Genomic DNA, 10,203 nt, shown 5'->3' with positions numbered 1-10,203 from the left:
GCGACACTTTTCGGGTTCACATCCGCATCGGTCTTCTCTATATGGAGCCCATCGCAGGCGACACACTGCCCTGCTGGGGAATAGGTTAACGGTAGACCAGCGGACTCTGACTCCGTTAGTCCTGGTTCGAATCCAGGTTCCCCAGCCACTCAAAACCCTACGTTTCCAGGCTTTCTGACAGCTCGACACGCCCGACATGGGCGCCTCGACCGTCGCACTGTACCGCACGAAACCGGGCACAGTCTGTTCTCGGCTCGTTCAGGGTCGCGGAGGGCTGGTTGATGGGCCTCACCGTTCCGCAGATCAAGCTTCTCGCCAACACCATTGAGGACGACTTCGAGGTCAGCGTCCGATCGAGGCCAGCCTGCGCCCTCGTCCGACGCGGCTATGCCATCTGGTCGATCACGTACCAGGGCATGGGCTTTCTCCAATCCACCGAGAAGGGGAAGGCCGAGATGGCGCGCCTCGCTCGCGCCAAGCGGAGGGGCGCCCGATGACGCGCGTTCTCGTCTGCGGCGGTCGCCACTACAACGACGCCCGCACCCTCAACGCCACCCTGGACGCCATCAAGGACGAGGTTGGCATCACGGCCATCATCCACGGCGGTGCTGGTGGCGCCGACCACCTCGCCGGCCTGTGGGCACACTTCTACGGCATGGCATGTGTGGACGCCCCTTCTGGCGCAAGAGAAATCTTCGGTCCAGGTTGCTGCGCGTGATCGGGTGCTGCCATGTGTCCGGCCTCTGATGCGGCACGAAACATGGCCGCGGGCCCGTATGGGAGTACGAGGATCAGGTCCACATCACTGGAACGCGCTCGAAGCGCTCCCCATGCGCCTGGTTCTCCTGATCCCGCCTCACCGACGTTGCGCCATACCTGTCCTTTGACCTCCTCACGCCACCGACAGCCTCGCGCCCGTCCCGCTTACGCAGGCACGGCCGGAGCTCGATAGGTTCCACCCTTCGTCAGCAGCGCCCAAGCGATGCGGGCGTTCTTGTTGGCCAGCGCGACGATCACGAGCATCGGCGGCTTGCGCGCCAGCATTCGACCCAGCCACGAGCCGGCCGGCACACCCTTGCGCCTGGCCCAGCGCACCACCGCACTCGAAGCGATGATCAGGAGGCGCCGCAACGTGCGCTCGCCCATGCGCGACGTTCGGCCGAGGCGCTCCTTTCCGCCTGTTGATCGCTGTACGGGTGTGAGGCCCACCCAGGCGGCAAAGTCGCGTCCCGAGCGGAACGTATCCACCGGTGGGGCCAGCGCTTCGATGGCGGTGGCGATCAGCGGGCCGATCCCGGGCACCGTCATCAGCCGGCGCGCAACGTCATCAGTCTTGGCGCGGGCGGCGATCTCGGCATCGAGAGCGGCGGTCTGTTCCTGCAAATGACGCAGCGTGCCGACGAGCAGGGCAAGGCAGGTGCGGGCCGCCTGCGGCAGCTCCGAGGCAGGGTCTTCGATCTGAGCGATCAATCGTTCGACGTGGAAAGGGCCTTGCGGCGCGATCAGGCCGTACTCGGCCAGATGCCCGCGGATCGCGTTGATGATCTGCGTGCGCTGGCCGACCAGCATGTCGCGGGTCCGGAAGATGACGGCGGAGGCCTGCTTGGCCTCACTCTTCACGGCCACGAACCGCATGGTCGGGCGCTGCGCGGCTTCGCATATCGCTTCGGCATCGGCGGCATCGTTCTTCTGCCGCTTAACGAATGGCTTCACGTAAGCCGGGGCGATCAGCTTTACCTCGTGACCGAGCTTGCCGATCTCGCGGCCCCAGTGATGAGCACCCGGGCAGGCCTCCATTGCGACCAGGCAAGGCTCATGGCCCGCGAAGAAGGTGAGAAGCTGATCGCGCCGCAGCTTCCGGCGGAACACGACGTTGCCGGCAGCATCGGCGCCGTGAGCCTGAAAGGTGTTCTTGGCCAGATCCAGGCCGATGGTGCTAACCTGCGTCATGGACGCCTCCCTGTGGTGGCTTTCGACACCCCATCCTGGCACGACGATGCCGTCGGGGGCGTCCACCCCATCACCGGAGGTCTACGAGGCCGACTGGCACGAGCACGGCCGTGCCGCCGGCCCGATCCGCAATGCTCGGATGATTGCCGAAGGTCGTCCCGACCTCGTCATCGCCTTCCCCGGCGGTCGCGGCACGGCCGACATGGTGTCTCGCGCTCGCAAGGCGGGGATCGAGGTTCGGGAGGTGTCGGCATGAGGCCCGCCCTCCACTTCGTCGGCTTCCGCGACGACCGCTACACCTCTGCCGTCCGCGTCTTCGGCGAGCCCGACTTCATCCATCGCGGCTGGGACCGTCGTGCCCTGCGCGAGATCGCTGACGTGGATACGGTCGTCTTCGCCGATGGCCCGCACGACCAGGCGCCGCGGGCAAAGAGCTTCACAGACATCCATGACGGATCGGAGCCGGGCTCGCCGTTCGTCGGCTCGTCTCTCTCCGCCATGCGCTCGGTGAAGGTGCCGGGGAAGCGGTTCAGGATGGGGAGGGAGGGGTGAGCGAGCAGAGCTTCCGCATCGACTGGCTGGGCGGCAATTGCCCCGTCCAGGCTGAAGGCGAGATCGACGGCAAGCCCTTCTATTTCCGCGCACGGGGCGAGCGTTGGTCCATGAGCATCGGGGGCAACGATGTCGTGGGTGAGCCCGAGTGGTATTACGAGGAGCCCTATGGCGACGAGGATTTCGCCGCAGGGTGGATGACAGAGGACGAGGCTCGCGCCTTCATAGACAGATCCATCGCCCTGTTTAGGCGCAGGCCTGATGACCCCACCGTCTCCCCAGAAGGCGGTGATAGCGTCGCGGCAGCCCGTTCCTCCTCCCTCCCGTCTCGTTCTTCCAGTCTGGAAGGAGAAGGCTGCCGCGAAGACCTCGGGATCGGGCAGAGGGAGGCGGACAATGGCCGCTCATGAGATGGCCGACCCGAGCATCTCGCCCGATCAGCAGCCCGGTTTCTGGCCGAATTGGCAGGCGCCGACACTCATGGCTGAAGCGATCCAGATGCCGCTTCACCCGCCGCACAAATGGATCAACGGCGTGCTGAACGCGCACCGGAAGACAGGTCGCCCCGGCGGGCAGAGGGATGAAGGAGGCTGCCGCGATGCCATCACAGCTTGATCGCGTCCGTCAGCAGGTAGCCGCGCACCTCGACGTCATCGGCCACCTGTTCATCCCCGGTGCCAAGCTCACGATCCTGGTTCGCCGTCCTGGCGAGCCTGATTGCGATTTCCTGATGACGAACGACGAGATGTCGGAGGTAGCCGCCATGGTCGCGCGCCTGTCTGATGATGCCGGTGAAGAAGGCTACCGCGATGCGTGAGATGACCAACAGCGCCCGCGAGACGCTGCTTCTCGCCCTCCGCCTACGTGCCCAGAGCGTCGATCCGACCGATGGCACCATCATGCGCGAGGCTGCCGACATGATCGAGCACTTGATCATCGAAACGGGGTATCAACGCGCGGCTTTCGAAAGAAAGGCAATCAAGCTCCTTGACTGGAATAACTCGGTCTTCACGACTGACGCGTCAGAGCACAAAGCTTGGTGCTTCTTCGGGCGATACCACATCCGCTCCCTACCGACGTGCAAGCCGCCCGAGATGTATCAGTGGTCGTCCCCGATAGGTCGGAAATGGGGCAACGAGGATACCCTTGAAGCCGCCAAAGCCGCCGCGCAAGCTGACCTAGAGCATCATATCGCCTCCACCTTTTCCGCAGAAGGCTGTGACAGCGTTGCGGCAGCCCAATCTTCATCGGAGACCGATCATGTCTGAGACACGACCTCGCAACGTAGCGACCGTCCTCGCCGATGCGATTGACGATGTGATCCTGTCTGCCCTGGAGCGCCGTCCGGATCGAGAACTGTCCACGGTCGGCTTCATTCTCGCCTTCGCTCGGGAGCTTCGAAAGACTTGGCCTGACGTCACCGACAAGCAGGCCGCCGAGTGGCTGCGCGGCTATCTCGACGTGAAGATCGGCACACCTGGGCATGACTGGACATATGGCGGGGCGGCGCACCTCGCCCGCGAATACATCGCCGAATACGGAGAGCAGCCATGACCCAGGACGTGAAGGAGAAGGCTGCCGCGATGCACGAGGCCACCGACATCGGGACGCTTATCGAGCGGGTGGAGGCTGCGAAACTCCCACCTCGCCAACGGTTGGTCCTGTCCAAGCTCGGCAGCATGTCGCGATCCGAGAAGGACATAGCCGAAATGGCGGGCATCCGCACGACATGGCCGGCTGAGACGGCGCGCAAGCACCTCATGGCGCTGCGCAAAGGCGGGCTGGCGCGCGAGATCAAGGTCAAGTTCGGCCGATCCGTGTGGCAGTCAACCGAAGCAGGCTCCGCCCTTCTCCGCTCTCTCCAGTCCGAGGAAACCAGCAATGGCTGAGGAGATGATGACAAAGGCTGCCGCGATGCGAGGCGACGGACAGATGACGATGGTGGAGCAAGCCGCCAAGGCGATCTACAGTGCGTGGGCGGCCGAGAACGAGGTCACGCACACATGGGACGAACTGACCGAGGCGGTTGCCGTATCGCCCGCTGACGCCGCCCCCACGCTGCATAGAATGCACCGGCTCGCCTTCGCAGAAGCTCGGGCCGCGCTTGAAGCGGTGCGCGAGCCGACCGACTTCGTGCTGGCCGCCGCCCATCGCAACAACCATCCTCGCGACATCGAGACATGGCAGACGATGATCGATGCCGCTCTCTCGGAGGCCGACCATGGCTGAGAAGGAACAGGCTGCCGCGATGCCGAACAGAGCTAGGCTGACGAAGGCTCAACGGCGCGCGCTGGAAGCAGCGAAGCAGGGGCCGCTGACGATCTGTGCTCGCGGGTGGCTGGCCTTTGATGGCGCGGATGGATCTCGCCATGCCTTCGCATCGGTCCACGCCGCAGGACAGAGAAAATGGCTGGCGCAGGTGGATAAAGGGCCATTCAGCCACACGAAGCCGACAAGCTACGTGCTGACCGACGCCGGCCGCGCCGCCCTCGCCGAAGACCCTCTGCCCGAGACCAAGGGCATCGCGGCAGCCTGATCAAAACCCGGTCAAATGGTAACGCATTGATCTGGATGAAACTTTTACCTAAGCTCCCCAGCAGATGCAGAAATTGCATGAGTTGCCTGACCTTCCCCACCTCTGCTCATAGCCGGAAAGGCGGGGGTGTGGCTGTGGCTTCTACGCAGTCGACTTATCGCACGATAAACGCCAGATTGCCCGTGGAGCGGCATAGTGCGCGCGGGACACAGCCGAGCCATGAGAGCTGATGAACGACGCATGTTCCTCTTGGCGACCGTCACGGTCTTCATGCTCGCCGTGCTTCAGATGATTCCCCTCCTGCTATGACGGCTCTTTCACCCAAAGGCTGGCTATGGCAGCCATCCCGGGTGCGTGTCATAGTCAGCCATGACCCGAAGGTCGGAACTCACGGCGATGCAGATCTGGGCACTCACGTTCCTAGATGATGGCCTCAACGACGAGGACGCAGTCGGGCGTGAGACTTTCGAGCTTGAGGCTCAGCCGGGCCTCTTCCAAGCTGCAGAACACCTCGTGAAGCTTGGGCTCGCCGAGGTTCGGATTGGCCCTTCGCTCCCCCGGTCCTTCTCGGCCTGGTATCGCCTGACGCCTCGCGGGCGAAAGCGGATCGACCACGGGCATGACGGGTGACGGGCTAGGCTGACGCGTGCCATAGCTCCGCCATGGAAGAAGACGACGACATCATCGCCGAGATGGACGCCCGCCTGGACGCCCATCGCATGCTTCTCGCACTCATCATCCGCAACCTGCCCGACCGAGACAAGGCGCTGCTGGCACTTCAGCAGCTCGAAAGCCTCTCGCGCAAAAACAACCTTCACGGCGGCACGATCCGGGAGCTTGCCGAGATCCGGGACGTGCTGGACGACCTGTAGGGCCGCATGCATAGTCGGCGCATGGATGCGACCGACGCCTCACAGGTAGAAGCCCCTAAACGCCTTCAAGGCAAGCGGGGGAACGATCATGATCGGGCGATTGCTTCTATGCTGCGACAAGCTCGCACATCGAGAGGCGTCAGCCAGCCGCAGCTGGCCTTCCTTATCGGCTGCAGCTTCCAGCAGGTCCAGAAGTACGAGTCGGGCAGCAATCGGATATCGGCCGGGCGGCTTGTCTCGATCGCCCGAGCTCTCAAGATGGACATCGCAGAGTTCTTCGGCGACTTGCCAGCGCTCTCCAGCGGGCCGACGCTGCAGGCTGAGGAGTTGCGCTTTATCCGAGCCTATCGCTCTATCTCTGCCAAACAGGCTCGGTCCCTTGATGCCTTGGTCGCGGCACTTGAGGCATATGGCGACGTGAACGCCGCCTAGCGACTCACTGATTGTTCATGCCATCTGTTCTACCTTCGTTCTTACAGGCGGAGGCAGACCGGCATGGACCCGCGACGATGAGCACGCACGACCAGCGACTTGCCGAGCTGCGCGACCGCGTCCGCAAGATCGAAGGAGCAAAGGCGCGCGGGCACGGCGTCCTGCCCTTCGGCATCTCTGAAATCGACGCTCGTCTACCCGGTGGCGGCCTTGCGCTCGGCGCGCTGCACGAGTTCGCGGGCGGCGGCAACGGCGCGGTGGACGGCGCGGCCTCGGCCCTCTTTACCGCAGGTGTGGCGGCGCGCACGAAGGGCATGATCCTCTGGTGTGTCGTCCGGCAGGATCTCTTCGCCCCTGCTCTCGCGCAAGTTGGCCTCAAGCCCGGCCGGGTCGTCTACGTCGAAGCGGGCAACGAGCAGGAGCTGCTGGCCTGCTTTGAGGACGCGCTGAACCACGGTGGGCTCGGCGCGGTGATCGGTGAGGTGGCGAAGCTCTCGATGACGGCCTCGCGCCGGCTGCATCTGGCGGCAGAGCGCTCTGGCACTCTGGCACTCGCCATCCGCCGCTGGCGGCGCCAGACGGAAGCCGCGGACTTCGGCCAGCCGACGGCCAGCGTCACGCGCTGGCGCATCTCGGCACTGCCTTCCGTCGCTCTACCTGTGCCAGGCGTCGGCCGCGCCCGGTGGCTCTTGGAGCTGATCCGCGTGCGGTCCGGCGAGAGCGCCGATTTCGAGGTTGAGGCGTGCGATCGTGAAGGGCTGATGGCGCTTTCGCCTGATCCGGCACAGCGGGCGGCCAACGCCCATCTGGCGCGACGCAAAGCAGGGTACTGAAACGACGAAGCCCGCCAATCGGGGAACGATAGGGCGGGCTTCGGGTGGGACGCGAAGATCGGAGCCAACCCGTCCCACATCGACAGCTTACGAGCAGCGGCAGGGCGTGTCACGAACGAAAAAGCCCGCTCCTCGTGCGAAAGGAGCGGGCGTGTTTGCGGGCGGCGAATTCCCTCAAGGGCACCCGCAGAAACAGACTGCCTTGTCAGGCTTGTCTGAGCCTGAGCCACTGAAGAGATGGAGACGCAGCCATCAGCACGGCTTCCTAGATTAGCCCCTTACGGATGGCGATGTTCACCGCATGAACGGCATTGCGAGCTTTCAGAGCGTCGCAGGCAACTTCGATCATCCCGACGATCGCGCCTTCATCACGCCCTAGCTCATCGGCGATTTCCGGCACCATGCGCCCCTTGGCGAGTAGCCGCAGGCAGTCAACCATATTGGGCGGGTACGGGCATGATGATGCTATTTCAAGATGCGTCCTCTGGCGCGATAGACCAAGCGACCGCCTGGGTCGTGTCTGACTATGGCCTTTGGCTATGCACCATGCGGTCCAGCGGCCGGGCGGATGAGAACATGAACGTTATCGGAAATCTCCACGAGCATGGGCTCATCACAGAACCAAGGCTCGAACCATGCTTCCCAGGCACGTGTGGACAGGAGCAAGTTGTCATTGGCGCCATCCACGATCAGAGATCCCGGATGATGGCACAACCTCTGCCAGGACAAGCCTGATGACATATCGCGCCTCGATCCAAATACGTCTCTTAAACTGACAAGATGACCTATTGACGTACTTGTCTAGATCGATTGTCTATGCACAGCCACGCTTAATCATCGAAATGGCGCCGGAACGTCATCGTCAGCCACGCAAAACTTCGCCAGGGCGAGGACTAGGCGGGGCTCTTCTGGCGCGAAGCTCAGCTCAGGCGAAACGACCCACCCAGCCCGGCAGCTCCTTGCGCCAGCGATGATGCGGCGGGGTTCGCCGCGGTTCGCTCGCACCCTCAGTCCAGCCTACTGACATAAAAATCGTCATTACGGACAATCACCTACTCCATGTTGAGCTAGGGCGACCTATTAGATGGTGTTGCGCAATCCGCGCCGATAGCGCGCGACAGGCCCATACCCCCTCCTTCCAATGTACTCGCGCTCTTCGACGCCTTTGACGCCTTCATGAAGACGTTGATCGAGGAGGCCGAGAAAATGATCGAGCCTGTCGTGACGCCCGATGCCCCGCATCGGCACTATGCGCCGATCAGCTCAGGACGCCAGCCATGATCAAGTGTCAGCGCCGCTGCAGGGTCATCGCGTGGCGCAGTTCCTTGATCTCGTCCTCGAGCTTGAGGATCGCTTGTGTCCGCTGATCGCTGGCGCGCAGTTGATCCTTGGCCAGCGCCGCCGCGTCTCTGGCGGTGGCCGCGCCCTCCTTCATTGCCATAGCCAGCGCCTCGATCGAATGCGTCTGCTTGCTGATCGCCACGACCTGCAGCGCGATCTCGCCGGACAAAGCTCTGACCGACTCACTGTCAACAAGGGCGCCGGCAATCACAGACATCGTCTCAGGCGGCTGGCGGGTCTCCGAGTTCCACCCGGCCTTGACCACCAGCGCGCCGATGGCAGTCCCGATCCCCGTTGCGAGCCAATACAGCCACTCCGGTATGCCTTCCATCAGCCGTTCCGCCGCTTGTCTTTCGTGGCATGAAAGAGCGCGTACAGGCTGTAGACGCTCAGCATGAAGTAGGTCCAAGCGCCCGTGGTGAGGATGCCGGACAAAAAGTAGGCACCGAGAAAGCCGATGCAGAGGATGCCGGAGGCCAAGGCGCCGAGGAACGCGCAGATCATGCGCAGGGTCGAGGTCACCATCTGGCGTGCGCCGTTGATGAACAGGGCGATCAGCCAAACGAAGCCGATGCCGCCGATCATGAGGCCGGTGCCCTCTTCGCCAAGCTGTGCGAAGCCGTCCCAGGAGGGCGAGGTGAAGGTGGGGCTCGGGTGCATCAGCACGGCGCCGAAGCCGAACAGGACGGTTGCCGAGTACCACTCAGCCGAGCGCTCATGGAATCGGCGGCGAACCTCCCTTATGGCGATCACGGCCGCGTCTCCGCATTCCGCGGCGCGAGGTAGGTGCCCGCCCACGCGCCAGCCGCGAGCAGCAGCGCCGTGACCTGGATCAGCACCTCCGGGTCGGTCGCGATCGACGCGGGGATCCAGCCGAACTTGGCCATGAGCCCCAGCAGCGGCGAGACGACGATGACGCCAATCGCTCCACCGTTGGCCTTTGACACGGGGCCTCCCGTCGGCGTCGGCTTGGCGACGGGCTCCGGCTCGAGCGGCGGCCCGCCATTGTGCCCGATCGGCACAGGCGTCTGCGCCGGCGGCACGATCACCACGGCGGGCGTCTCCGGCACCGCACCGGCGCTCGCCCCGTCGTAACCGGCGCCGTCGAGCGCCACTTCGAACTGCCGCGCGTGGCCGGCGATGAGCTCAGCCTTGTCAGTGCCGTTCACGACCCGGCGGGCCTCGCGGTAGTCGACCTTCGTGCCAGCCACGTAGTCGCCGAGCTTCCGGCCCGTGAAGGTGCCGAGCATCATGCCCTCGACGAGGATCCTCGCGGCGATCGGGCGCTGTTCGGCGAGATCAGGATTGCCGACGAGATCGACGCCGAGGCGCTTCGCCCAATCGGTGTAGTTCCGCCGGCCGGTGATCTGGACGAAGCCCCGACCGCGAAAGCGCCGCCCGTCTCCGGCTGTCGTGTTGCCGAGGTCGCGCCGGCCCTCGTAGGCCTCGCCGCTGGCGTATTCTCGCATGGTGCGGAAGCGGTCGCCCTCGTGGAAGGCCGTCGCCAGGATGTAGGCGAGCTTGCCGCGGTCGCCGTCGCCGTAGACCTGGAAGGCGGCAAGGATGGCGCTGACGCCGTCCACGGCTTCCTGGCTGAGCGAGCCGGCAAAGGGCGCGGCGCGGATGGTGGCGAAGAACTGCGCGAGGTCCAAGGAACCCTCCTATGAGCGGGCATGAAAAAAGCCCG

Annotated in this window: 20 protein-coding genes and 1 tRNA gene; 16 read left to right on the top strand and 5 right to left on the bottom strand. The window is 64.3% G+C overall.

The window, feature by feature from the left end; translation table 11 throughout:
- Window positions 1–74: 74 nt before the first annotated feature.
- The 3 genes from FZN60_RS11250 to FZN60_RS11240 all read left to right on the top strand — a co-directional run bounded on the left by FZN60_RS11250 (window position 75) and on the right by FZN60_RS11240 (window position 718).
- Window positions 75–148, top strand: a tRNA-Gln gene (locus FZN60_RS11250).
- Window positions 149–281: 133 nt separating this feature from the next.
- A complete protein-coding gene (locus FZN60_RS11245; RefSeq protein ID WP_158873586.1) occupies window positions 282–497 on the top strand; it encodes a hypothetical protein in 216 nt (71 codons plus the stop codon).
- Window positions 494–718, top strand: a complete 225-nt coding sequence (locus FZN60_RS11240) for a DUF2493 domain-containing protein (protein ID WP_158873585.1) — start codon at window positions 494–496, stop codon at window positions 716–718. The genes FZN60_RS11245 and FZN60_RS11240 overlap by 4 nt, the downstream gene beginning before the upstream one ends.
- Window positions 719–924: 206 nt before the next feature.
- Here the strand turns inward: FZN60_RS11240 and FZN60_RS11235 are convergent, their stop codons facing one another.
- Window positions 925–1,950, bottom strand: a complete 1,026-nt coding sequence (locus FZN60_RS11235; RefSeq protein ID WP_158873584.1) for an IS110 family RNA-guided transposase — start codon at window positions 1,948–1,950, stop codon at window positions 925–927.
- On the opposite strand from FZN60_RS11235, the gene FZN60_RS11230 reads away from it, so the two are divergent.
- The 13 genes from FZN60_RS11230 (at window position 1,949) to FZN60_RS11170 (ending at window position 7,175) form a co-directional block, all read left to right on the top strand.
- Complete coding sequence (locus FZN60_RS11230; RefSeq protein WP_158873583.1) at window positions 1,949–2,206, top strand: hypothetical protein; 258 nt, start codon at window positions 1,949–1,951, stop codon at window positions 2,204–2,206. The genes FZN60_RS11235 and FZN60_RS11230 overlap by 2 nt on opposite strands.
- The gene (locus FZN60_RS11225; RefSeq protein ID WP_158873582.1) at window positions 2,203–2,502 is read left to right on the top strand and encodes a hypothetical protein; all 300 of its coding nucleotides are present in this window, start codon (window positions 2,203–2,205) and stop codon (window positions 2,500–2,502) included. Before FZN60_RS11230 ends, FZN60_RS11225 begins: the two co-directional genes overlap by 4 nt.
- Window positions 2,499–2,912, top strand: coding sequence for a hypothetical protein (locus tag FZN60_RS11220; protein WP_158873581.1), 414 nt, complete (start codon window positions 2,499–2,501; stop codon window positions 2,910–2,912). Before FZN60_RS11225 ends, FZN60_RS11220 begins: the two co-directional genes overlap by 4 nt.
- Window positions 2,899–3,117, top strand: coding sequence for a hypothetical protein (locus FZN60_RS11215; RefSeq protein WP_158873580.1), 219 nt, complete (start codon window positions 2,899–2,901; stop codon window positions 3,115–3,117). The genes FZN60_RS11220 and FZN60_RS11215 overlap by 14 nt, the downstream gene beginning before the upstream one ends.
- Window positions 3,083–3,319 carry a hypothetical protein gene (locus tag FZN60_RS11210; protein WP_210253416.1) on the top strand — a complete coding sequence of 79 codons (237 nt, stop codon included), beginning with the start codon at window positions 3,083–3,085 and terminating at the stop codon, window positions 3,317–3,319. Before FZN60_RS11215 ends, FZN60_RS11210 begins: the two co-directional genes overlap by 35 nt.
- Window positions 3,312–3,770 carry a hypothetical protein gene (locus FZN60_RS11205; RefSeq protein WP_158873578.1) on the top strand — a complete coding sequence of 153 codons (459 nt, stop codon included), beginning with the start codon at window positions 3,312–3,314 and terminating at the stop codon, window positions 3,768–3,770. Before FZN60_RS11210 ends, FZN60_RS11205 begins: the two co-directional genes overlap by 8 nt.
- Window positions 3,763–4,056: a hypothetical protein gene (locus tag FZN60_RS11200; RefSeq protein WP_158873577.1), complete on the top strand. Its 294-nt coding sequence runs from the start codon at window positions 3,763–3,765 to the stop codon at window positions 4,054–4,056. Before FZN60_RS11205 ends, FZN60_RS11200 begins: the two co-directional genes overlap by 8 nt.
- Window positions 4,053–4,391 (top strand): hypothetical protein, encoded by a 339-nt coding sequence (locus tag FZN60_RS11195; RefSeq protein ID WP_158873576.1) that lies wholly within the window; start codon window positions 4,053–4,055, stop codon window positions 4,389–4,391. The genes FZN60_RS11200 and FZN60_RS11195 overlap by 4 nt, the downstream gene beginning before the upstream one ends.
- Complete coding sequence (locus FZN60_RS11190; RefSeq protein ID WP_158873575.1) at window positions 4,384–4,731, top strand: hypothetical protein; 348 nt, start codon at window positions 4,384–4,386, stop codon at window positions 4,729–4,731. The genes FZN60_RS11195 and FZN60_RS11190 overlap by 8 nt, the downstream gene beginning before the upstream one ends.
- Window positions 4,724–5,038: a hypothetical protein gene (locus tag FZN60_RS11185; RefSeq protein ID WP_158873574.1), complete on the top strand. Its 315-nt coding sequence runs from the start codon at window positions 4,724–4,726 to the stop codon at window positions 5,036–5,038. Before FZN60_RS11190 ends, FZN60_RS11185 begins: the two co-directional genes overlap by 8 nt.
- A gap of 662 nt (window positions 5,039–5,700) precedes the next feature.
- Window positions 5,701–5,910 carry a hypothetical protein gene (locus tag FZN60_RS11180; RefSeq protein WP_158873573.1) on the top strand — a complete coding sequence of 70 codons (210 nt, stop codon included), beginning with the start codon at window positions 5,701–5,703 and terminating at the stop codon, window positions 5,908–5,910.
- A gap of 21 nt (window positions 5,911–5,931) precedes the next feature.
- On the top strand, window positions 5,932–6,342 hold the full coding sequence (locus FZN60_RS11175) for a helix-turn-helix domain-containing protein (RefSeq protein ID WP_158873572.1): 411 nt from the start codon (window positions 5,932–5,934) through the stop codon (window positions 6,340–6,342).
- A gap of 77 nt (window positions 6,343–6,419) precedes the next feature.
- Complete coding sequence (locus tag FZN60_RS11170; protein ID WP_158873571.1) at window positions 6,420–7,175, top strand: ImuA family protein; 756 nt, start codon at window positions 6,420–6,422, stop codon at window positions 7,173–7,175.
- Window positions 7,176–7,440: 265 nt separating this feature from the next.
- On the opposite strand, the gene FZN60_RS11165 is transcribed toward FZN60_RS11170, so the two are convergent.
- The 4 genes from FZN60_RS11165 to FZN60_RS28640 form a co-directional block, all read right to left on the bottom strand.
- Entirely contained in the window at window positions 7,441–7,578 is a 138-nt protein-coding gene (locus tag FZN60_RS11165) for a hypothetical protein (protein ID WP_158873570.1), read from the bottom strand.
- Between the two features lie 885 nt (window positions 7,579–8,463).
- Complete coding sequence (locus FZN60_RS11160; RefSeq protein ID WP_158873569.1) at window positions 8,464–8,847, bottom strand: hypothetical protein; 384 nt, start codon at window positions 8,845–8,847, stop codon at window positions 8,464–8,466.
- Window positions 8,847–9,269, bottom strand: coding sequence for a hypothetical protein (locus tag FZN60_RS11155; RefSeq protein WP_158873568.1), 423 nt, complete (start codon window positions 9,267–9,269; stop codon window positions 8,847–8,849). Before FZN60_RS11155 ends, FZN60_RS11160 begins: the two co-directional genes overlap by 1 nt.
- Window positions 9,266–10,168, bottom strand: coding sequence for a glycoside hydrolase family 19 protein (locus FZN60_RS28640; RefSeq protein WP_199266543.1), 903 nt, complete (start codon window positions 10,166–10,168; stop codon window positions 9,266–9,268). Before FZN60_RS28640 ends, FZN60_RS11155 begins: the two co-directional genes overlap by 4 nt.
- Window positions 10,169–10,203: the final 35 nt, after the last annotated feature.

Source organism: Antarcticirhabdus aurantiaca, assembly GCF_009765365.1.
Taxonomy (GTDB): Bacteria; Pseudomonadota; Alphaproteobacteria; order Rhizobiales; family Rhizobiaceae; genus Antarcticirhabdus; species Antarcticirhabdus aurantiaca.
The sequence above is the reverse complement of the archived record's forward strand: the minus strand, read 5'-3'. Positions and strand labels throughout refer to the sequence as shown.